Raw genomic sequence first — 20,742 nt, 5'->3', positions numbered from 1 at the left:
GCCATGAGCTTTAGCAATGTCCCGGCCGGCAAGGATCTGCCGCAAGATTTCAACGTGATCATCGAGATTCCGGCGCAAAGCGAGCCGGTGAAGTACGAGGCCGACAAGGAGATGGGTCTCCTCGTGGTCGACCGTTTCATCGGCACCGGCATGCGTTATCCGGTGAACTACGGTTTCATCCCGCAGACGCTGTCGGGCGACGGCGACCCCGTCGACGTCCTCGTCATCACGCCGTTCCCGCTGCTCGCCGGTTCGGTGGTGCGCTCCCGTGCGCTCGGCATGCTGCAGATGACCGACGAATCGGGCGTCGACGCGAAGCTCGTCGCGGTGCCGCATGACAAGGTGTGCCCGATGACGGCCAACCTGAAGTCGATCGACGACGTGCCCGAGTACCTGAAGGACCAGATCAAGCATTTCTTCGAACAGTACAAGGCGCTCGAGAAGGGCAAGTGGGTGAAGGTCGAGGGCTGGGCGGGCATCGACGCCGCGCACAAGGAAATCACTGAAGGCATCGCGAACTTCAAGAAGTAAGCGCCGCTTCGCGCGGCCGCCTCGCCGGCCCGCGTTGCCGCATCGCGTCAACGGACCGCGCGCGCCTCGTTACGAGGCCGCGCGGTTTTGTTTTGGGCGGGTGGGGCGGCGGACGGTCGGGCTTGGGCCGACCGCGGCGATCGGTTTCGCTGCTTTGGGGGCTTTGGGCATTTCGTTTGTTTCAACTGCCTTTGGTATTTTTGCCGTCTTCGGTGTTTTCTTCGCGACCTTCGCGACCTTCGCGACCTTCGCCACCTTCGCCACCTTCGCCACCTTCGCCACCTTCGCCACCTTCGCCACCTTCGCCACCTTCGCCACCTTCGCCACCTTCGCCACCTTCGCCACCTTCGCCACCTTCGCCACCTTCGCCACCTTCGCCACCTTCGCCACCTTCGCCACCTTCGCCACCTTCGCCACCTTCGCCACCTTCGCCACCTTCGCCACCTTCGCCACCTTCGCCACCTTCGCCACCTTCGCCACCTTCGCCACCTTCGCCACCTTCGCCACCTTCGCCACCTTCGCCACCTTCGCCACCTTCGCCACCTTCGCCACCTTCGCCACCTTCGCCACCTTCGCCACCTTCGCCACCTTCGCCACCTTCGCCACCTTCGCCACCTTCGCCACCTTCGCCACCTTCGCCACCTTCGCCACCTTCGCCACCTTCGCCACCTTCGCCACCTTCGCCACCTTCGCCACCTTCGCCACCTTCGCCACCTTCGCCACCTTCGCCACCTTCGCCACCTTCGCCACCTTCGCCACCTTCGCCACCTTCGCCACCTTCGCCACCTTCGCCACCTTCGCCACCTTCGCCACCTTCGCCACCTTCGCCACCTTCGCCACCTTCGCCACCTTCGCCACCTTCGCCACCTTCGCCACCTTCGCCACCTTCGCCACCTTCGCCACCTTCGCCACCTTCGCCACCTTCGCCACCTTCGCCACCTTCGCCACCTTCGCCACCTTCGCCACCTTCGCCACCTTCGCCACCTTCGCCACCTTCGCCACCTTCGCCACCTTCGCCACCTTCGCCACCTTCGCCACCTTCGCCACCTTCGCCACCTTCGCCACCTTCGCCACCTTCGATGGGTTGGGTTGTCCGGCGTCGTCGATGGTTCCGTTCGCGCTGACCGCCGCGGCGTCCCCGGCGGGATCGCCGGTTTCCGCCTCGGCCACCTCGATTTCGGCGGGTATGACCGCTACGACCGGCAGTACCGACTCGAGCGTGCGCTGGCCCGCCGCCAGTTCACGCTTTTGCGCGGGACTCAACCGTTTCACCCAGTATTCGGCGCTCGACGCGCTGGAGCGATTCGCGAGCGGAAACGACGCGAGCACGGCGAGCGGCTTGCGCGAGCGCGTATAGCGTGCGCCCGAGCCGTTCGCATGCTGCTCGAAGCGCGCCGCGACATCGGTGGTGATGCCGGTATAGACGCTGCCGTCGGCGCATTCGATCAGATACAGGTACCAGGACATGACAGGGCGGCATGAGACGAAGCCGCCAGTGTCGCAGAAAACGGTCGACCCGACCCCGGCCCATGTGACGGCGCCCCCGCCTGACGGCTAACGCGAGCCTTCCTTGAACGGATCGTGATCGCGCAATTCGTCGACGTAGGCGTGGATGTGTTCGGTCTCGCGATCGAGGAAGCGGCCGATCGCGTCCGCGAACGCCGGATGCGCGAGCCAGTGCGCGGAGCGCGTGACGGTCGGCAGGAAACCGCGCGCGAGCTTGTGCTCGCCTTGCGCCCCGCCCTCGAAGGTATCCAGCCCGGCCTCGATGCAGAATTCGAGCAGTTGGTAGTACGCGGTCTCGAAGTGCAGGCACGGCACTTGTTCGAGCGTACCCCAGTAGCGGCCGTACAGCGTGCCGCCGCCGTCCGCGTCGCGCCGATAGACGGCGAGGGCGCTGGCGATCGGCTTGCCCGCGCGTTCCGCGATCACGAGCAGCAGGTTGTCGGGCATCGTCGCGCCGAGCGCGCGGAAGAACGCCAGATTCAGGTAGGGCGTCGAGTAGTGCTCGCGATAGGTATGCTGATAGCAGCGGGTGAAGAAGCGCCAGTCGGCATCGGTCGCGTCCTCGCCGCGCACGCGCCGGAACGTGACGCCCGCGTCCGCGACCTTGCGGCGCTCCGCGCGGATGTTCTTGCGCTTCTTCTGTTCGAGCGTCGCGAGGAACGCGTCGAAATCGCGGTAGGCGCGGTTGAGCCAGTGGAACTGCACGCCTTCGCGCAGCATCATGCCCAGCTCGCCGAGCATGCCGGCTTCCGCCTCGGTCGGAAACAGCACGTGCAGCGACGACACGTCGCTCTGTTCGGCCAGTGCGACCAGCGTGGCGGCCAGCTGGCGGCGCGCGGCGTCGTTTTCCGCCAGCAGCCGGCTGCCCTGCACGGGCGTGAACGGCACCGCGCACAGCAGCTTCGGGTAGTACGGCACGCCGTTGCGCTGGTACGCATCGGCCCACGCCCAGTCGAACACATATTCGCCATAGGAATGGGACTTCAGGTAGACGGGCGCGGCGGCGGCGAGCCGGCCGGTGCGCGCGTCGGTGAGCACGACGAAGCGCGGCGACCAGCCGGTGCCGTCGACCGCGCACTGCGCGTCGTGCAGCGCGCTCAGGAACGCGTGCCGGAGAAAGGGCGTCGGCCGCGCTTCGCGGGCGACGAGTGCATCCCATTCGGCCGCATCCGCTTCGAGCGGAGACGACAGAATGCCCATGCGATAATCGAAGCGTTCGTGTTTCAACGGTGTGAATCCGTTTCGTTCCAGGCGGCCGGCGCTGCGTCGCGCCGCCTGCCGGTTTGTCCAAAGCCGTTCGCGCAAGCGGCCCGCGAGGCCGCGCTGATCCGTCATGAAGACCCGTATCGCTCTAGCCCAACTCAACGTCACCGTCGGCGATTTCGCCGGCAATGTCGCCAGACTGGTGGCCGCCGCGCGCGACGCGCACAACGATGGTGCGCAGCTGCTGATCGCGCCGGAGCTTGCGCTGTCGGGCTATCCGCCCGAGGATCTGCTGCTGCGTCCCGCGTTCTACGCGGCGTCCGCCGCGGCGCTCGCCGAGCTTGCCGCACAACTGAAGCCGTTCGATGGCCTCGCGGTGCTGGTCGGCCATCCGCTGCGCGCGCCAAGCGCCGATGGTAATGCAAACCGCCCGATCGAGCGCGGCGCGGCGCCCGGCGACACCTACAACGCGGCGTCGCTGATCGTCGGCGGCGAGGTTGCCGGCACGTATCGCAAGCAGGATCTGCCGAACGCCGAGGTGTTCGACGAACGCCGCTACTTCGCGACCGACGCCGAGCCGTTCGTGTTCGAGCTGCGCGGCGTGCGCTACGGCGTCGTGATCTGCGAGGACGTCTGGCATGCGTCGGCCGCGCAGATCGCGAAGGCGGCCGGCGCGCAGGTGCTGATCGTGCCGAACGGTTCGCCGTATCACATGAACAAGGAGGCGGTGCGGATCGACATCCTGCGCGCGCGGATTCGCGAGACCGGCCTGCCGATGGTGTATGTGAATCTGGTCGGCGCGCAGGACGAACTGGTGTTCGACGGCGGCTCGTTCGTGCTCGACGGCGCGGGCGAACTGGTCGCGAAGCTGCCGCAGTTCGACGAGGGGCATGCGATCGTCGAGTTCGACGGCGCGCGGCCGCTGCCCGGCGCGATCGCGCCGGCGTTGTCGACGGACGCGCAGGTCTATCGCGCGCTGGTGCTCGGCGTGCGCGACTACATCGGCAAGAACGGGTTTCCGGGGGCGTTGATCGGCCTGTCGGGCGGCGTCGATTCGGCGCTCGTGCTGGCGATCGCGTGCGACGCGCTCGGCGCGGACCGGGTGCGCGCGGTGATGATGCCGTCGCGCTACACCGCCGACATCTCGACGACGGACGCGGCCGAGATGGCGCGCCGCGTCGGCGTGCGCTACGACGAGATCGCGATCGCGCCGATGTTCGACGCGTTCCGCGCGTCGCTCGCCGGGGAATTCGCCGGCCGCGCGGAGGATGCGACCGAGGAGAACATCCAGGCGCGGATTCGCGGCACGCTGCTGATGGCGCTGTCGAACAAGTTCGGCTCGATCGTGCTGACGACAGGCAACAAGAGCGAGATGGCGGTCGGCTACTGCACGCTGTACGGCGACATGGCGGGCGGCTTCGCCGTCATCAAGGACATCGCGAAGACGCTCGTGTACCGGCTGTGCCGGTACCGCAACGCGGCGGCCGAGTACGGCAAGCTCGACATCATTCCCGAGCGGATCCTGACGCGCGCGCCGTCGGCCGAGCTGCGCGAGAACCAGACCGACCAGGACAGCCTGCCGCCGTACGAGGTGCTCGACGCGATCATGCGGATGTACATGGAAGAGGACCGGCCGCTCGCCGAGATCGTCGCGGCCGGCTATGCGCCCGCCGACGTGGCGCGCGTCACGCGGCTCATCAAGATCAACGAGTACAAGCGGCGTCAGGCGCCGATCGGGATTCGCGTCACGCATCGCGCGTTCGGGCGCGACTGGCGTTATCCGATCACGTCGCGCTTCACCGAAAGCATCGACTGAGCGGGCGGGATGCGCGGCGCCGCGGCGCCGGCCGTCCCGCCCGGCGTAGAATCAATCCGCGCGGTTTTATCCAATCAGAGCACAGAGGGGGATTCATCATGAAACGCATCACCGCCATCATCAAGCCGTTCAAGCTGGACGAGGTTCGCGAGGCGCTCGCCGAAGTCGGTCTGACGGGCCTCACCGTGACCGAAGTGAAGGGGTTCGGCCGCCAGAAAGGGCATACGGAGCTGTATCGCGGCGCGGAATACGTGGTCGATTTCCTGCCGAAGATGAAGATCGAGGTGGTCGTCGCGGCGAGCCAGGTCGATCAGGTGATCGACGCTGTGATCGGCGCCGCGCGCACGGGCAAGATCGGCGACGGCAAGATCTTCGTGTCGGACGTCGAGCGGGTGATTCGGATCCGCACGGGCGAGGAGAACGAAGCCGCGGTCTGAGCGAACGGCGCGCGATGCGCCGTTGCGTCGTTCCGTTTTCTTTTACCGCCGCGGGGTTCGCCGCATGCCGCCGGGCCCGGCGTCCGGCGGCTCCGTGCCCCGGCCGTTTCCCAACACGTCGGGGTTCGCACGGCGCTTGTCCATCCCGATCTCGCATTCCCGGGTACGGCGTGACGCTTCCCTGCCATCGCCGAGCGGAGCGGACCCGCTACCCGCGGTCCGCGCGCCCGGCGACTGCCGGCCAACCCGGTCGCGCTATCCGCCCACCGCCATCGCGAACACGTGCTGGCGGCCCTGGTCGACCTGATAGGGGAACGTCACGCTCCTGACCGCGCGCGCCGGATCGAGCGCTTGCGTCCACTGGAACACCTTCGCCGAGACGCCGTCCTCGCTGCCGTCCATCTGCACCCGGGTCCGGGTCGTCAGCGCGATCGTGTTGTAGGCGCCGGGTTGCCGGCTTCCGCCGTTCAGGGTCCAGTCGTCGAACTTCAGGTCGAAGGTCGCCTGCGTGCCGTCGGCGTAGGTCACGGTCAGCTTGCCGGCCGACGGGCCGCTGCTCGCGCTGCCCAGCAGCGACAGCGATTTGCCGCGCACCGGCGTCGCGAAGGTGATCGTCTGGCCCTGCACGATCATGTTGTCGAGCCCTGTCTTGCCGTCCGGCCACGCGAACGTCATGCCGTTGAGGTTGAGGACCGCGTTCGGTTTCGCACCGGCCGAGGCCAGGGCTTCCTGCGAATAGCGCCAGCCGGCGCCGTCGAAGGTGTAGCCCTCGGCGGCGAGATCCGGTTTCGAGCCTTTCGCGCCGGCTCCGACGTTGTTGACCGCGTCGGCGACGCTCGCGAAGCCGTCGAGGCCGTAGGACGGCAGGCGGCCGGCGCCGGCCTTCCCCCATTGCGACGGAGCGGAGCCCAGCGCGATGTCGAGCTTCGCCACCGCGCGCAGGTCGTCCTTCAGCCACACCCACGGCGCGTCGAGCGTCTTGCCGTTGAGCGTGGCGCTCTGGACGTAGCGCGATTCGACGCCGTTGCCGCTGGTGTTGATCACGAGCTGCTTCGCGCCGTCGGCCCAGCGCACCACGGCCTTGTCGAATACGGGCGCGTGCAGCGCCAGTCCGCCGACCGACTGGATCGCCGGATACGCGCCCAGCGCCGCCCACACGTACCACGACGATACCGCGCCGAGGTCGTCGTTGCCGGGCAGGCCCCCGGGGCCGTCGCTGAACACCGCGGCGATCTTCTCGCCGGGGTTGCCGTTGACGATGTCGCGCACCACTTTCTGCGTGCGCCACGGCGCGCCGGCCCAGTTGTAGAGCCACGGCGACGCGAAGCTCGGCTCGTTGCCGATGTAGAAGTGCGGCGGCGACATCCCCGCGTTGAGGTCGGAGAAATAGTCGTCGAGCCGCTTGACGACGGCGTCGTTGCCGCCGGCGAGCGCGAACAGCCCGCGCGTGTCGTGCGTCATCATCCACGTGTACTGCTCGGCGTTGCCTTCGACCATGTCCTGATTCGGAACGGGCGACAGGTTCCACGAGCCGTCGTCGTAGCGCGGCAGGATCTGCTTCTGCTGCGCGTTGTACATGTTCTTCCACTGCGCGGCGCGCGCGAGGAACTGACGGTGCGCGGCATCGTCGCCGAGCGATTGCGCGAACGACGCGATCGCGAAATCCACCGTGCTGAACTCCGGCGTGAGCGATCCGGCCCACCAGCCGCGGCTGAGCGATACGTAGCCGCGTACCAGGTGGTCGCCCATCCGGTCGTCGGCGTCGCGGGGAATCGTCGAGCCGCAGCGGACGACGCGCTTGTTGCCCGCCAGCTTCATGTACTTGAGCGCGCCGGCGGTATCGAAGCCGGTCGCGCCGAACGCATAGCCGCCGACGACGGCGGGCACGCCGGAGTCGCCCGGCATGATGCCCTGATCGACGTTGATCGGCGACCAGCGGGGAATGGCGCCGCACTGGTCGGCGTCGGTGACGAGCGACTGCAGCATGTCGCTCGTCTCGCGCGGGTACAGCATGCCGAGGAGCGGCATCAGACTGCGGTAGATGTCCCAGTTCGAGTAGTTGACGTATTGGGTGCGGCCGCTCGCCACCTGATGGACCTTCTGGTCGAAGCCGATGTAGTCGCCGTTCACGTCGCTGTTGATGTTCGGCGACAGCAGCGAGTGATAGAGCGCGGTATAGAACTTGCGCTTGTCGGTGTTCGAGCCGCCCGCGACCTGGATCGCGTTCAGGCGCGCGTCCCATGCGTCGTTCGCGGCCTTGCGCACGGCGTCGAAATTCCAGTTCGTCGACGGGTTTTCCGCATCGAGATTCCGTTTCGCGTTGGCGGCGCTGACATAGGACAGCGCCACTTTCATCAGGACCGGCCCGTTCTTGGCCGCGAAGCGGATCTTCGCGTTGCCCTTGCCGAGGTCGCTCGCGGTCTTGTCGATGTTCCGGTCGAACTGGATGTGGAAGTAGACCGTGTAGTTGCGGGCGCCGCAGAAGCCGCCGCCGACCGTCGAACCGGACAGCGCGTCGTTGCCGCTGTAGCTCATGCTGCCGGTCGTCGACGTCTTGGTGTTGGTGCGCGTCGCGTCGATCACGAGCGTCGCCGGCTTCGTGCCGTCCGGAAAGCTGAAGCGGCCGAAGCCGGTGCGGGTCGTCGCGGTCAGCTCGGCCGTGATGCCGTCGTTTAGCGCGACGCGATAGTAGCCCGGCGATGCCGTTTCGTTTTCATGCTTGAAGTTCGCTACCGGCTTGACGAGATTCGAAGCGACGGCGGCGGGGTCGAACGTGGGCATGATCGGCAGTTCGCCGGAATTGCCGTCGCATCCGGAGCCGCTCATCTGCGTGAGCGGAAAGCCGATGATGGTGTTCTCGGTGTACACGTAGCCGACCGGCGTGTCCTTGCCGCCTCCCGGCTTGATGCTCGGCGTCATCGGCGACCACTGGACCATCCCGAACGGCGTCGTCGCACCGGGGAACGTGCCGCCGCGCTCGCCGGCCGGCACCGGGTCGGAGGCCTTGGCGCTGGCGTTGGCCGTGCCGATGAACGGATTCACGTATTGGGTCAGCGCGGCCTTGACGTAGGGTTCGGCGGCGACGTCGTCGGCGCCCGCCTGTGCGGTGTTCGCCGTGACGTTCGCCGCGCCGTTCGCGCCGGCCTGCGTTGCATTCCCCGCGTTTGCCGTGCCGCTGCCGGCCGCTTTGGCGAGCGGAGACGAAGCCGCGCCGTCGTCGCCGTTGCAGCCGCCCAGCAGCAGGCCCATCAGGCACGCCATGAGCGTGCCGTAGTGTCTTCCTCGCATGTGCCCTCCTTGTGAATGAGCTTGGCGGTGTGTCCGCCCCGGCTTCGTCTGGTGCCCGCGTTCCTGCGGAGCCCAAAACCGGGTGGCGGCGAAACCGCTCTTAAATATCGCATTACTAATGAATTGGCTTATATGCGCCTGTCGCCGAATTCGAAGCTTGCTTACGTCTGCGCGTCAGGTTGCTTACAAAGCATAACTATCTGCGCAACGCTGTCAAGGAAACCCTGTCGGCGAATTTACTTAAACGCGCTAAACAGCCGTGGCGGCAGCCCCGCGTGCGAATGAAGGGGAGGGATGCGGCGTTGCGCGGCAGGCCGCCGGGACGTCGGGCGGGATGGCTCACGCGGCGCATCGGAACAGCGAATCCTTTCTTGGGGGAAGCGCGTATGGAGGCGCGTCTCGCGCCTTTGCGTTGTCGTTCGACCTTGACCGCATAGCGTGAGCGGATCGGAATCCGTAGTGCGCGAACCGATACCCATTGCTATGGCCGGCACGCCGGCGCGATGCGCCGCGTGACTTTTTCGACGCACGCGCCGGTCGAGGCGAATTCGGCCGCCGGCGGAATTGCGTTGCGCAACCCGTGGAGCGGAAATCGGGAGCACGGGCGGATCGCGACGCGGTGCGCGTCGGGAGGAAACCGGTTCCCGCCGAATGAGGTCGGCGAGTGGGCCGGCAACGGCACGGGGCCGATCGTATTCAACCTGTTCCCGCAGGCGCGCGCTCGTCGCGGATCCGGCCGGACCCCACCCTGATCCGGTGCTTGCGATGGGGGCGCGTCATCACGCCCGCACGACGCGCGGCGTATCTCGCGCCCATAAAAAATGGTGCGATACCCGGTTGGGTATCGCACCGATACGCGCCTCTCGCAGCAGCGTGAAAACTCTTGCTAGATCGAACGGAGTGGTTCCGTCGGTTTAGAACAGATGCTGGATGCCGGCGTACACGCCCGTCTGGCTGCCGCCGAATTTCGGATTGCCGGTCGACACGTCGGTACCCGCGCCGTTCGCGTTCAGGCCGAAGTTGGCCGTCTTGCTGTTGCGCACCGTCGCGACCTGGAGGTCGAGCAGCGTGCGCTTCGACAGGTTGTACGAGCCGCCGACCGTGTAGATGTTGGCGTTGCCGCCGCCGTTGTTCGCGTTCACGTGATAGACGGCTGCGATCAGCGCGGCCGCCGGCGTGGCTTGCCACGTCACGCCGCCCCACACCTGCTGGGTGGTCGTGATGCCGTTGTTGACCGCCGGGCCGCCCGTGCCGTCCGCGTGCGAGGCTTGGTAGGCTGCCTGCAGCTTGAACTGGCCGAGGAACACGTTCACGCCCGCGAAGTATTCGCGCGAGTAGTTGAACACGTCGGAGAACTTGCCGTTGCTGTCGCGCGTTTCGTCATAGATACCGCGCACCTGGATCAGCGAGTTCGTGTAGGTGACCTGGCCGCCTGCCGCGCGACCCGGCTGGCCCGCCGTGGTGTTGCCGTTGAAGCTCGTCGAGTTCGACAGCGAGAACTGGCCGTAGAAGTCCAGGCCGTAATACTTCGGCGACTGATACGAAATGTTGTTGCTGGTCTTGTTCCAGTTACGGCCGCGCACGAGCGATGCCGTCGACCACGACGATTGACCGAACGGGTCGAAGTCCCACACGCCGTTCGCGATCGCGAGTTCGCGGCCCAGCAGCAGGGTACCGTAGGCGTCGTTGGCGATACCGATGGTCGCCCAGCGATTCCAGAGGCTGCCGGCGCCGGGGCCGTTGCCGCTCATCGTGTCGAAGCTGCCTTCCAACTGGAACACGACCTTATTGCCGCCGCCGATGTCTTCCGAGCCTTTCAAGCCCCACAGACTCGTGCCCCAGTTGCCGCTCTCCGCGCGCCAGCGGCTGGCGCTACCGCCGTTCGCGCTGGGCAGGCCGCTCATGTATTCGATACCGGCGTCCAGACGGCCGTACAGCGTCACGCTGCTTTGAGCCTGCGCCGCCACCCCGGCAGTCATCAGTGCTGCCGCGAGCAAAGCTTTCTTCATCATCTCCTCCATACCCTGTCAAAAAGTCAACCCAGTACTACGCGAGATGTCCGGAACCGTGCTCCGGACAAAATTGGGATAACCAGGGAGACCGCGTGCGGGGCCGGATAGGCGGGGCACGTTAGCGAGCGGACGGGGGTGCCGTTTGCGGGCCCGTGCGGCCAGTGATGGCCTGCCGGGGTCTCCTGTCGTCATGAAGTAAAACTACTTTTCATGAACTTCGTTTTGCTACTTTGGTTACTAATTTAGCAAAAATACAATTTGGTGGCGACGAAAATCGTTGTTTCACTAGGCCGTGTCTCCAAATTGCAATAATGGTGTGTGGCAGCACCCCGAAATGCATCTGAAAAAAAGGCGCAACCCCTTGCTCGGTAAAGGATTCAGAGATTCGAGCCGGGTGGCTCAAGGATTGCCACTATTGACGCTGAAAAGTGGCGGGCGTAAAGCGCGGAGGCAAGAATTCCGGTAAGGATTTCGTAATGAATAAGCGGGTGTCCGGATCATTCGAACGACGGCACCGCGTGCAGCAATTGCGCGCGGATCCACTGATGCGCATCGGTGCGCGCGTGCTTCGCGTGCGAGTAGATCTTGACCGTGTAGCGCGGGATGCCGAACGGCGCGTCGAAGATCCGGATCGGCGCCGCATGCCGCAGCGCCTGCGCCGCGCGTTGCGGCACCGTCATCAATAGCGCCGAGTCGCCGATGATGAACGGCGCGGCCAGCACGGTGGGCAACTGCACGGCGACTTGCCGTGCAAGCCCGAGCGCGTCGAGCACGCCGTCGACCATGCCGCGCGTCTCGTTCCACGGCGTCACGACCACATGCCGTTCGGCCAGGTACTGATCGAGACTCAAGCGCCCGCGAATCCGGGGATGGTGCGCGCTGGCGATCACCACGTAGTCGTCGGAAAACCAGTCGGACTCCTCGATGCCCGGCGCGGCGGCGGCCGGATCCTCGTGGTAGCCGAGCGCGAAATCGAGGCGCCCCGACGCGAGTTCGTCGGTGGCGATCCTGCGGCTCGAATAGACGATCCGGAAGCGCAGCCGCGGCGCGACGTGCTGCATGCGCGCGATGAAGGCGGGCAGCACGGCGAACGCGGTGTAATCGGTCGCGGCGAAGACGAACGTGTGATCGCTGTGCTCGGGATCGAAGCGGCGGCTGTGCTGCAAGCCCTTCGACATCACGTCGAGCGCTTCGCCGACCCAGCCTGCCATCTGTTCGGCGCGCACGGTGGGCTGCATTTCGTTGCCGAGCCGCACGAACAGTTCGTCGCCCGTCGCATTGCGCAGCCGCGCCAGCGCGTGGCTCAGCGCCGACGGGCTGAGCGCCATATCCTGGGCGGCCGCGCTGACGGAGCGATGGCGGAACAGCGCATCGAAGACAAGCAGCAGGTTAAGGTCGAGCCGGCGCAGATTGGGATGCATGAAATTCATATCGGAATGAAGAAATTGCACTTCCTGCATGCAAAAGCGAACCGTAGCATGAGGGTTTCGCCGACGCCAGCCTGCGCGCGCCGGCCGCCGTTTTCGACCGATCCGACCAGGAGCCCCCAGCCGTGACTATCCAGATCCGACCCGCCATACCCGACGACGCCGCGCAGATCCTGCGCTTCATCATCGAGCTGGCGGTCTACGAGAAAGCCGAGGAACAGGTCGTCACGACGCTCGACTCGATCGGGCGCAGCCTGTTCGGCGCGGCATCGCCCGCGCGTGCGCTGATGTGCGAGGTGGACGGCGCGGCGGCGGGTTTCGCGGTGTACTTTTTCTCGTACTCGACGTGGCTCGGCCAGCCGGGCCTGTACCTGGAGGATCTGTACGTATCGCCGCGCTTTCGCGGCAGCGGCGCGGGCAAGCGCCTGCTGCAGACGCTCGCGCGGATCGCGGTCGAACACGGCTGCGGCCGCTTCGAATGGAGCGTGCTCGACTGGAACGCGCCGGCGATCCGTTTCTACGAAGGACTCGGTGCGAGCGCGCAGCGCGAGTGGGTGCGCTATCGGCTGGCGGGCGACGCGCTGCGCGCGGTCGCGAACGATGCGCCCGCGACGGCGGGGTGAGGGCGGGGCGAACCCGGTTCCGGCGCGGCCCGCGCGCGGGAACCGGGAGGGCGTTACTTGAGGCTGCCGGACAGGAACTGCTTCAGGCGTTCGCTCTTCGTGCCGCCGAACACGTCGGCGGGCGTGCCTTCTTCCTCGACGCGGCCCTGATGCAGAAACATCACATGATTCGATACGTTGCGCGCAAAACCCATCTCGTGCGTGACGACGATCATGGTCCGGCCTTCCTCCGCCAGCTTCTGCATCACCTTCAGCACTTCGCCCACCAACTCCGGATCCAGCGCCGACGTCGGCTCGTCGAACAGCATCACGTCAGGATCCATCGCCAGCGCGCGGGCAATCGCCACCCGCTGCTGCTGGCCGCCTGACAGATGCGACGGGTACTGCTTCTCGACCCGCGGCGCCAGCCCGACCTTCTCCAGATAGGTGCGCGCGCGTTCCTCGGCTTCGCGCTTCGACAGCCCGAGCACGTGCACCGGCGCCTCCATCACGTTCTCGAGCACGTTCATGTGCGACCACAGGTTGAAGTGCTGGAACACCATCGCGAGCTTGGTGCGCACGCGCTGCAGCTGCTTCGGATCGGCGGCCTTCAGCGCACCCGTCTTGTCCTTCGCGGTGCGCACTTCCTCGCCGTCGACGAAGATGCGGCCCGCATTGGGCTGCTCGAGGAAGTTGATGCAGCGGAGCATCGTGCTCTTGCCCGAGCCGGACGAGCCGATCACGCTGATCACGTCGCCGGCGTTCGCCTTCAGCGACACGCCCTTGAGTACTTCGTTGCTGCCGTACTGCTTGTGGAGATCGTCGACGAAAAGCTTGTGCATCTGGGTATTCATTCAGGTTCCTGCCGGTTACTTGCCTTGCGGGCGCAGATAGGCGAGCCAGCGATGCTCGGCGCGGCGGAACAGCCACACGAGCGTAAACGAGATCGCGAGATAGAGAAGGGCGGCGATGCCGAACGCGTGGAACGACATGTAGGTCGCGGAATTCACGTCGCGGGCGATCTTGAGGATGTCGGGCACGGTGGCGGTGAACGCGACGGTGGTCGCGTGCAGCATCAGGATCACCTCGTTGCTGTACAGCGGCAGCGCGCGGCGCAGCGCGGACGGCAGCACGACGCGCCGGTACAGCGTGAAGCCCGACATCCCGTAGGCGCGGGCCGCCTCGATCTCGCCGTAGGAGGTCGCCTTGATCGCGCCGGCGAAGATTTCCGTCGTGTAGGCGCAGGTATTGAGCGTAAAGGCGAGCAGCGTGCAGTTCATCCCGTCGCGGAAGAACGAATCGAGCAGCGGCGTGCCGCGCACGAACTGCAGGCTGTAGAGGCCCGTGTAGCAGAGCAGCAGCTGCACGTAGAGCGGTGTGCCGCGGAACACGTAGGTATAGAGCCACACGGCGCCCGACAGCCATTTCCGCTTCGACACGCGCGCGACGGCGAGCGGGATCGACAGGCAGAACCCGAGGCCGATCGACACGACGAGCAGCCACAGCGTGATCGCGAGGCCGGTGAAGCGATAGCCGTCGGTGTACAGGTAGTTGCGCCAGTATTCTTGGATCAGGTCGATCATAGGTCTGCCTTTCGGACGCCGGTCGAATAACGCTTTTCAAGCCACATCAGCACGAGGTTCGAGACCGTCGTGATCGCGAGATAGATCGCCCCGGCCAGCAGCGTGAAGAAGAAGAACCGCAGCGTGCCCTTGCCCGCGTCCTGCGACGCCTTCACGACGTCCGCCAGGCCGATGATCGACACCAGCGCGGTCGACTTGACGAGCACCTGCCAGTTGTTGCCGATGCCCGGCAGCGCGAAGCGCATCATCTGCGGGAACATGATTCGCGTGAACACCTGCCAACTGGTCATGCCGTACGCGCTGCCCGCCTCGAGCTGGCCGCGCGGCACCGACAGGAACGCGCCCCGGAAGGTCTCGGTGAAGTACGCGCCGTAGATGAACCCGAGCACCAGCACGCCCGCCGCGAACGGATCGATGTCGATCTGGTCCCAGTTCATCAGGTCGGTCAGGTGGTTCAGCCAGATCTGCAGGCTGTAGAACAGCAGCAGCATCAGCACCAGGTCGGGCACGCCGCGGATCAGCGTCGTATAGAGCGTGCCCGCGCCGTGCGAGAGCCGGTTCTTCGACAGTTTCGCCGTCGCGCCGAGCAGGCCCAGCAGGAACGACAGCACGAGCGACAGGACCGCGAGTTTGACGGTCTGCCAGGTGCCGGAAAGAATCAGCGGGCCGTAGCCTTGAAGAAACATATGTAGTCCTCGACGGCGCGTCGTCGGCGCCGCGAAAGACGCGTCCCGCCTGCTGCGCGGAACGCCCCGTGCGTATCGGACTGCCCGGCCGAGGCGAGGGCAGCGCGTGGTTGAATCCTCGACTGCCGGAGCGGCCTGCCCGTCTGCGCGGGCGGCCCCGGCCGACGACCTACTTCGCCGAATAGATGCTGAACGAGAAGTACCGGTGCGACAGCCGGTCGTACGTGCCGTCCTTGTGCATGGCGGCCAGCGCCCGGTTGATCTTCTCCTTCAGGTCGCCGTCCTCCTTGCGCAGGCCCATCGCCGTGCCGTCGCCGAGCGTCTTCGGATCCTGCACGGCCGGGCCGGCCCACGCGAAACGCTGGCCTCGCGGGGTGCGCAGGAAGCCGTAATCGGCTTGCAACTCATCCTGCAGCGCCGCGTCGAGGCGGCCCGATTCCAGATCGGCGTACACCTGATCCTGGTTCTGGTACGGGACGATCGTCACGCCTTGCGGCTCCCAGTAGGTCTTCGCGAAGGTTTCCTGGGTCGAGCCCTGCTCGACGCCCACCCGCCGGCCTTTCAGCGAGGCGAGCGTCGGCCGCAGCGGCGAGCCTGCCGGCGCGATCATCCGCGCCGGCGCGTCGTACAGCTTGTCGGAGAAATCGATCTGTTCGCGGCGCTTGTCGGTGATCGTCAGCGACGACACGATCACGTCGAACTTCTTCGCTTTCAGCGCGGGGATGATGCCGTCGAGATCCTGCGGGACCCACACGCACTTCACGTTGATCCGCTTGCAGACCTCCCGGGTCAGGTCGACGTCGAAACCGACGATGTCGCCGCTGGGGGCCGTCGATTCGAACGGCGGATAGCTGGCGTCGACGCCGATCCGCACGGTCTTCCATTCTTTCGCGAAGGCGCCGCCTGCCGCGAGGGCAAGGAGGGCGCACAGGGCGAGCTTCTTCATGTCGTTCCTCTTCCAGACTTCCCGGGCCGCGGGGCCGGAGCAATCCGGGCCCGCCGCGCGCCGGCCGTATTCTAGGTAGCCAAAATTCGCGTTCGCCGGCTTTTCTCGCGTCCTCCAGGGGAGGGGCGGCCAAAAGCGCGGTATTTTACCCGAACGCCGGCCCCGGGCCGGAAGAAACCGGCGGCGCCTGCCGGCCCTCGTCCCGTGCGGCAATTGACTCTATCCAGGCAACGATCCGGTGCATTGGCGCGGATTGTTGCAAGGGCACCCCGCCCATACATTGGCTACAGATCAATTTCAAGCGGAGAACCCCATGTTCCAGATTCGTCGCGCCGCCGACCGCGGCCACGCCAATCATGGATGGCTGGACAGCCATCACAGCTTTTCATTCGCCGACTACTACGACGAAGCGCACCTCCAGTTCGGCGCGCTGCGCGTGCTGAACGACGACCGCATCGCGCCGACGCGCGGCTTCGGCATGCATCCGCACCGCGACATGGAGATCGTCACCTATGTGCTCGAAGGAGCGCTCGCGCATCGCGACAGCATGGGCAACGGCTCGATCATCCGGCCGGGCGACGTGCAGCGGATGAGCGCCGGGACCGGCATCATGCACAGCGAATACAACGCGTCGCGGGAGGAGCCGCTGCACCTGCTGCAGATCTGGCTGCTGCCGACCGAGCGGGGCGGCAAGCCCGGCTACGAGGAGCGGCGCTTCACCGACGACGACAAGCGCGGCCGGCTGCGTCTCGTCGCGTCGCCAGACGGGCGCGACGGCTCGGTGTCGATGCGTACCGATGCGTCGATCCATGCGGGGCTGTTCGACGGTGCCGAGCGGGCCGATTTCCGCGTGCCGGCCGGGCGGCGGGTCTATGTGCATGTCGCGCGCGGCGAGGTATCGGTCAACGGCGAGGCGCTGGCCGCGGGCGACGGCGTGCGGATCGCCGGGATCGACACCGTGTCGTTCGAGCACGGCAAGCGCGCCGAGGTGCTGCTGTTCGATCTGGCCTGAGGACGGGCCGGACGGCGCGGGGGCCTGTCGGGTTCCCGCCGATGCGACAACGCCGCGGCAGGGGGAACCCTGCCGCGGCGTTGTCGCTTGCGGCTCGCGAGGGGCCGCGATTCACTCTGTTACTGCGGCTGGGCCGGCGCGCTTGCCGAGGCGCCCTGCGCCGCGCGGTGCTGCTGCCAGTGCTGCTTCATCTTCTCGCGGCGCTGCGCCATCTTCGCCATGCGCTCCTTGAACGCGGTGCTGACCGTGGTCTTCTGCTGGTCGTTCAGGCCGTTATAGAACGACAGCCAGGCGGCCGACGACTGCTCGCGCAACTGCGCGTTCTGCTGCTCGACCTGCTGGCGGGCCGCATGCAGCGCGTTCATGTCGAGAATCGGCTGGTTCTGCTGCGCCTGGAACTGCTGGCGGAGCTGTTCGTGGTTCTTGCGCATCGCCTCGCCGTTCTGCTTCATGGTGCCGACGGCGGCCTGCCATTGTTGCTCCTGCGCCGCCGACAGGTTCAGCTTGTCGTGCAGGCGCTTCATCATCATGAACGGGCCGCCTTCATGGCCGCCATGCCATGGCTGGTGAGCGGCGGGGCCGGCCGGCGGCGCATCGGCGGTCTGGGCCCGGGCAGCGGCGCCGAAGGTGAGAGCGAGCACGGCGGCGGCGGCGATGGCCACGCGGGACGTCTTCTTATACATTTCGGAAACTCCTGTTTAATAAGGTCCGGCGATGGGGCCGGCTTCAGGCGTGCTGCCTGTTGCCGGTCGGCATCCGGTAAGACGCAGCGTAGTCAAGGCGCCGAAGTGCTGTGTTACGTGGCGCGCGGCCGTGTTTACGGGCTATTACACTTGGCTTGCGTCGTAACCCCCAGTAACCCTTTGCCGGGTTTCTTTCTCCTAAGTCATCCAACTCGCACGGTAAACTTCACGCCATGACTACACAGATCCTCATCGTCGACGACGACCAAGAATTGCGCGACCTGCTGCGCGACTATCTCGTGCGCCAGGGCATGGAGGTATCGGTGCTGCACGACGCCGCGTCGCTGGAGAAGCGGCTCGAACGCGAGCGGCCCGACCTCATCGTGCTCGACCTGATGATGCCGGGCGTCGACGGGCTGACCGCGCTGCGGCAGCTGCGCGCGTCGGGCGACGACATCCCCGTCATCATGCTGACGGCCCGCGCGGACGACGTCGACCGCATCGTCGGCCTCGAGCTCGGCGCGGACGACTACCTCGGCAAGCCGTTCAACCCGCGCGAGCTGCTCGCGCGCGTGCAGGCGGTGCTGCGGCGGCGCCGCACGACGCCGTCGGCGGCGGCGCCCGAGCAGCGCGAGCCCTATGCGTTCGGCCGCTTCCTGCTCGATTTCCAGGCGCGCACGCTGGCGGTGGACGGCAAGCCCGCGACGCTGTCGAGCAGCGAATTCGCTCTGCTGAAGATCTTCGTCAACAACGCGCTGCGCACGCTGACCCGCGAACGGCTGCTCGAACTGCTGCACGGGCCGGAGTACGACGGCACCGATCGCGGCATCGACGTGCAGGTCTGGCGCCTGCGCCGCATCCTGGAAACCGATCCGTCGACGCCGCGTTTCATCCAGACCGTCCGGGGCCGCGGCTACGTCTTCGTGCCGAACGGCGAGGCTCATGCGCAAACCCATTGATTCGCTGTTCGGTCGGCTCGCGCTGCTGGTGGTCGGCGTGCTGCTGCTGTCGCATTTCGCGTGGTACACGGCGATCAGGCTCGAACGCAACCAGTTCCAGACGCGCTATGCGGTCGAGGAGGCGGCGTTCCTGGTCGATGCGGTGCGGCAGCACGTCGAGCGCACCCCCGACCTGCCGTTGCCGTCGCGGGTCCGGCTCGTCGCGCCCGACAGCGCCGACGTGCCGGCCGGCGACCAGGACATGCCGCCGCCGCTGCGGCGTTTCGTCGAGGATCTGCGCGAGCGGATGCCGGCCGGCACGCAGGTGCGGATCGGGGCGCCGGGCCGCCCGCCCGTGCTGTGGGTGAAGGAGCCCTCCGACCGCGACTGGATCGTGGTGCCCGCGCAGCCGCTGCGCCCGCCGCGCTCGCTCGACCGGATGGTGATGTGGCTCGCGACCATCTTCTCCGCGGCGGTGATGGCCGCGTTGTTTGCGGCCTGGCAGCTGCAGCAGCCGCTGAGTTCGCTCGCGCGCGCGGTCGCGCGCTTCGGCCGCGGCATGCCGGTTCCGCCGGTGCGGGAGCGGGGGCCGCGCGAACTGCGCCAGCTGACGCACGGCTTCAACCAGATGGTGCAGCAGGTGTCGAGCGCGGAGAACGACCGCGCGGTGATGCTCGCGGGCGTCGCGCACGACCTGCGCACGCCGCTCGCGCGGATGCGGCTGCGGGCCGAAATGATGGACGACGCGCGCCTGCGCGACGGTGTGGTGCGCGACGTCGACTCGATGTCGCACATCGTCGACCAGTTCCTGGTGTTCGCCCACGGCGGCGCCGATCGCAGCGAGGTCGTGGCGGTCGATCAGGCCTGCGAGCGGGTAGCGCGAACCTACCGCGCGGTGGCGCCCAATGCGCCCGCCGTGCAGACCGAGCTGGGTGCCGGCGCCGGGTTCCGGCTGCCGACCGCGTCGCTCGACCGGATCCTGTCGAATCTGCTGGACAACGCTCATGCGTACGGCGCGCCCCCCGTCGTGATCTCGACGGCGCGCACCGGCAGCGGTTACACCCTGACGGTCAGCGACCACGGCAAGGGCATCGCGCCGCGCGATCTGGCGGACGCGAGCCGGCCGTTCGTGCGGCTCGACCCGGCACGGGGCGGCAACGGGCACAGCGGGCTCGGGCTCGCGATCGTCGAGCGGCTCGTGCAGCGCACGGGCGGCGCCTGCGATATCGGCAATCGGGAAGAGGGCGGGCTGCGCGTCACGATGACGTTCCCGCTCGACGTGATGTCGAAGGAAGAGCCGCAGGTCGCGGCGTCCTGACGGCGGAGCGGCGGGCGCCAGCCGCTGCGCGGCCGGCGGGGCTGGCCGGGCGCGGGTGCCGGGCGGCAGGCTGCCGCCGGCGGCGGATCATTCGCCGAAGAGCGTGCTGAGCGTCTCGGCGGCGTTGCTGTCGATCGTGTTGTAGGTGACGCTCTTCGCATCGAAGATGTAGAGCGTCGTGTACTTGCCCAGCCGGTCCAGGATATCGTCCTGCAGCGTTTCGGGGACGATGTTCATGTTCAGATACCAGGCCGTCGACGACAGCCTCGTCTGGAACGTCCCGTATTCCTGCATCAGGTGATAGAACGCTTCGGCGTCCTGGTCGCGGCATACGATTACCAGATTTCCTGCCATTCATCCCTCCAGCTAATTAACCATCCATCCTCACGGGGCGAATCCCGATCATACCTGCTTCGCCGCGCGCCTCTGCCGACGAAAGTCTCGTTTTTGGCCCCTGCCGGCACGTGGCGGGTTCACGGGCGGGCCGGATCACGGCATAATCGCGGCCTGTAGACCCGCTCCCGCCGGTTGGCAAGCAGCCTACAACTCCTTTCAGATTCCCCTGCCGCCCACCCGTTCCGGGCTCGCCTTGCCTGCGGCTGTGGGGGAATTTCCACCGTAGCGACCCAGAAGGTTGTGCCTGAAATACAGGATGTAGTAGTGTCGTGCCGTCGCAAAGCAGCGTGATTTCTGCTTGCGCACGGAGCCGATGTGCGAGGGATGCGCGGCCGCTCCGGTGGTGTCCGAAGTCAAA

17 protein-coding genes and 1 pseudogene are annotated in these 20,742 nt (G+C 66.8%); 7 read left to right on the top strand and 11 right to left on the bottom strand.

Annotation, left to right across the window (positions count from 1 at the left end; genetic code table 11):
• Nucleotides 1–3 precede the first annotated feature (3 nt).
• Complete coding sequence (ppa, locus tag RZR99_RS28320; protein ID WP_323123084.1) at nucleotides 4–531, top strand: inorganic diphosphatase; 528 nt, start codon at nucleotides 4–6, stop codon at nucleotides 529–531.
• 1,193 nt (nucleotides 532–1,724) lie between these two features.
• Here ppa and RZR99_RS33405 read toward each other — a convergent pair.
• Both RZR99_RS33405 and RZR99_RS28310 read right to left on the bottom strand, forming a co-directional pair.
• Nucleotides 1,725–1,998, bottom strand: a pseudogene (locus tag RZR99_RS33405) (GIY-YIG nuclease family protein); the annotation flags it as partial.
• A gap of 87 nt (nucleotides 1,999–2,085) precedes the next feature.
• Nucleotides 2,086–3,264 (bottom strand): GNAT family N-acetyltransferase, encoded by a 1,179-nt coding sequence (locus tag RZR99_RS28310; protein WP_323123082.1) that lies wholly within the window; start codon nucleotides 3,262–3,264, stop codon nucleotides 2,086–2,088.
• A 106-nt stretch (nucleotides 3,265–3,370) separates the two neighbouring features.
• On the opposite strand from RZR99_RS28310, the gene RZR99_RS28305 reads away from it, so the two are divergent.
• Together RZR99_RS28305 and RZR99_RS28300 are read left to right on the top strand one after the other, a co-directional pair.
• Nucleotides 3,371–5,056 (top strand): NAD+ synthase, encoded by a 1,686-nt coding sequence (locus RZR99_RS28305; RefSeq protein ID WP_323123081.1) that lies wholly within the window; start codon nucleotides 3,371–3,373, stop codon nucleotides 5,054–5,056.
• A 98-nt stretch (nucleotides 5,057–5,154) separates the two neighbouring features.
• Nucleotides 5,155–5,493, top strand: a complete 339-nt coding sequence (locus tag RZR99_RS28300) for a P-II family nitrogen regulator (protein ID WP_252982396.1) — start codon at nucleotides 5,155–5,157, stop codon at nucleotides 5,491–5,493.
• 255 nt (nucleotides 5,494–5,748) lie between these two features.
• Here RZR99_RS28300 and RZR99_RS28295 read toward each other — a convergent pair whose 3' ends face one another.
• From RZR99_RS28295 to RZR99_RS28285, 3 genes are all read right to left on the bottom strand, one after another.
• Nucleotides 5,749–8,781 (bottom strand): GH92 family glycosyl hydrolase, encoded by a 3,033-nt coding sequence (locus tag RZR99_RS28295; protein WP_323123080.1) that lies wholly within the window; start codon nucleotides 8,779–8,781, stop codon nucleotides 5,749–5,751.
• Nucleotides 8,782–9,695: 914 nt separating this feature from the next.
• A complete protein-coding gene (locus tag RZR99_RS28290) occupies nucleotides 9,696–10,790 on the bottom strand; it encodes a porin (RefSeq protein ID WP_323123079.1) in 1,095 nt (364 codons plus the stop codon).
• A gap of 500 nt (nucleotides 10,791–11,290) precedes the next feature.
• A complete protein-coding gene (locus RZR99_RS28285; protein WP_323123078.1) occupies nucleotides 11,291–12,253 on the bottom strand; it encodes a LysR family transcriptional regulator in 963 nt (320 codons plus the stop codon).
• Nucleotides 12,254–12,345: 92 nt separating this feature from the next.
• Between RZR99_RS28285 and RZR99_RS28280 the strand changes: the two genes are divergently transcribed.
• Nucleotides 12,346–12,843, top strand: coding sequence for a GNAT family N-acetyltransferase (locus tag RZR99_RS28280; protein WP_323123077.1), 498 nt, complete (start codon nucleotides 12,346–12,348; stop codon nucleotides 12,841–12,843).
• Between the two features lie 53 nt (nucleotides 12,844–12,896).
• Here the strand turns inward: RZR99_RS28280 and RZR99_RS28275 are convergent, their stop codons facing one another.
• From RZR99_RS28275 to RZR99_RS28260, 4 genes are all read right to left on the bottom strand, one after another.
• Complete coding sequence (locus RZR99_RS28275; protein WP_323123076.1) at nucleotides 12,897–13,676, bottom strand: ABC transporter ATP-binding protein; 780 nt, start codon at nucleotides 13,674–13,676, stop codon at nucleotides 12,897–12,899.
• 15 nt (nucleotides 13,677–13,691) lie between these two features.
• Nucleotides 13,692–14,405 (bottom strand): ABC transporter permease, encoded by a 714-nt coding sequence (locus RZR99_RS28270; protein WP_323123075.1) that lies wholly within the window; start codon nucleotides 14,403–14,405, stop codon nucleotides 13,692–13,694.
• Nucleotides 14,402–15,091, bottom strand: a complete 690-nt coding sequence (locus tag RZR99_RS28265; RefSeq protein ID WP_323123074.1) for an ABC transporter permease — start codon at nucleotides 15,089–15,091, stop codon at nucleotides 14,402–14,404. Before RZR99_RS28265 ends, RZR99_RS28270 begins: the two co-directional genes overlap by 4 nt.
• 169 nt (nucleotides 15,092–15,260) lie before the next feature.
• Nucleotides 15,261–16,037, bottom strand: coding sequence for an ABC transporter substrate-binding protein (locus RZR99_RS28260; RefSeq protein WP_323123073.1), 777 nt, complete (start codon nucleotides 16,035–16,037; stop codon nucleotides 15,261–15,263).
• Between the two features lie 313 nt (nucleotides 16,038–16,350).
• Here RZR99_RS28260 and RZR99_RS28255 point away from each other — a divergent pair, with 313 nt between their 5' ends.
• Entirely contained in the window at nucleotides 16,351–17,049 is a 699-nt protein-coding gene (locus RZR99_RS28255) for a pirin family protein (protein ID WP_323123072.1), read from the top strand.
• Between the two features lie 119 nt (nucleotides 17,050–17,168).
• Here RZR99_RS28255 and RZR99_RS28250 read toward each other — a convergent pair whose 3' ends face one another.
• The gene (locus RZR99_RS28250; RefSeq protein ID WP_323123071.1) at nucleotides 17,169–17,732 is read right to left on the bottom strand and encodes a periplasmic heavy metal sensor; all 564 of its coding nucleotides are present in this window, start codon (nucleotides 17,730–17,732) and stop codon (nucleotides 17,169–17,171) included.
• A gap of 233 nt (nucleotides 17,733–17,965) precedes the next feature.
• Here RZR99_RS28250 and RZR99_RS28245 point away from each other — a divergent pair, with 233 nt between their 5' ends.
• Nucleotides 17,966–18,691 carry a response regulator gene (locus RZR99_RS28245; protein WP_323123070.1) on the top strand — a complete coding sequence of 242 codons (726 nt, stop codon included), beginning with the start codon at nucleotides 17,966–17,968 and terminating at the stop codon, nucleotides 18,689–18,691.
• Nucleotides 18,675–19,988 carry an ATP-binding protein gene (locus tag RZR99_RS28240; RefSeq protein ID WP_323123069.1) on the top strand — a complete coding sequence of 438 codons (1,314 nt, stop codon included), beginning with the start codon at nucleotides 18,675–18,677 and terminating at the stop codon, nucleotides 19,986–19,988. The genes RZR99_RS28245 and RZR99_RS28240 overlap by 17 nt, the downstream gene beginning before the upstream one ends.
• An 87-nt stretch (nucleotides 19,989–20,075) precedes the next feature.
• Here the strand turns inward: RZR99_RS28240 and RZR99_RS28235 are convergent, their stop codons facing one another.
• Nucleotides 20,076–20,342 (bottom strand): double-stranded DNA-specific endonuclease, encoded by a 267-nt coding sequence (locus RZR99_RS28235; RefSeq protein WP_252982384.1) that lies wholly within the window; start codon nucleotides 20,340–20,342, stop codon nucleotides 20,076–20,078.
• Nucleotides 20,343–20,742 lie beyond the last annotated feature (400 nt).

It is taken from the genome of Burkholderia alba, assembly GCF_034721475.1.
GTDB classification, from domain to species: Bacteria; Pseudomonadota; Gammaproteobacteria; order Burkholderiales; family Burkholderiaceae; genus Burkholderia; species Burkholderia alba.
Note: the sequence above shows the minus strand (reverse complement) of the source record. Positions and strands in the feature narration are given on the sequence as shown.

What these genes read in the sequence shown, in the direction of transcription:
- ppa (WP_323123084.1), top strand. Translation starts at nt 4, where the DNA reads ATGAGCTTTAGCAATGTCCCGGCCGGCAAGGATCTGCCGCAAGATTTC.
- RZR99_RS28305 (WP_323123081.1), top strand. Translation starts at nt 3,371, where the DNA reads ATGAAGACCCGTATCGCTCTAGCCCAACTCAACGTCACCGTCGGCGAT.
- RZR99_RS28300 (WP_252982396.1), top strand. Translation starts at nt 5,155, where the DNA reads ATGAAACGCATCACCGCCATCATCAAGCCGTTCAAGCTGGACGAGGTT.
- RZR99_RS28295 (WP_323123080.1), bottom strand. Translation starts at nt 8,781, where the DNA reads ATGCGAGGAAGACACTACGGCACGCTCATGGCGTGCCTGATGGGCCTG.
- RZR99_RS28290 (WP_323123079.1), bottom strand. Translation starts at nt 10,790, where the DNA reads ATGAAGAAAGCTTTGCTCGCGGCAGCACTGATGACTGCCGGGGTGGCG.
- RZR99_RS28285 (WP_323123078.1), bottom strand. Translation starts at nt 12,253, where the DNA reads ATGCAGGAAGTGCAATTTCTTCATTCCGATATGAATTTCATGCATCCC.
- RZR99_RS28275 (WP_323123076.1), bottom strand. Translation starts at nt 13,676, where the DNA reads ATGAATACCCAGATGCACAAGCTTTTCGTCGACGATCTCCACAAGCAG.
- RZR99_RS28270 (WP_323123075.1), bottom strand. Translation starts at nt 14,405, where the DNA reads ATGATCGACCTGATCCAAGAATACTGGCGCAACTACCTGTACACCGAC.
- RZR99_RS28265 (WP_323123074.1), bottom strand. Translation starts at nt 15,091, where the DNA reads ATGTTTCTTCAAGGCTACGGCCCGCTGATTCTTTCCGGCACCTGGCAG.
- RZR99_RS28260 (WP_323123073.1), bottom strand. Translation starts at nt 16,037, where the DNA reads ATGAAGAAGCTCGCCCTGTGCGCCCTCCTTGCCCTCGCGGCAGGCGGC.
- RZR99_RS28255 (WP_323123072.1), top strand. Translation starts at nt 16,351, where the DNA reads ATGTTCCAGATTCGTCGCGCCGCCGACCGCGGCCACGCCAATCATGGA.
- RZR99_RS28250 (WP_323123071.1), bottom strand. Translation starts at nt 17,732, where the DNA reads ATGTATAAGAAGACGTCCCGCGTGGCCATCGCCGCCGCCGCCGTGCTC.
- RZR99_RS28245 (WP_323123070.1), top strand. Translation starts at nt 17,966, where the DNA reads ATGACTACACAGATCCTCATCGTCGACGACGACCAAGAATTGCGCGAC.
- RZR99_RS28240 (WP_323123069.1), top strand. Translation starts at nt 18,675, where the DNA reads ATGCGCAAACCCATTGATTCGCTGTTCGGTCGGCTCGCGCTGCTGGTG.
- RZR99_RS28235 (WP_252982384.1), bottom strand. Translation starts at nt 20,342, where the DNA reads ATGGCAGGAAATCTGGTAATCGTATGCCGCGACCAGGACGCCGAAGCG.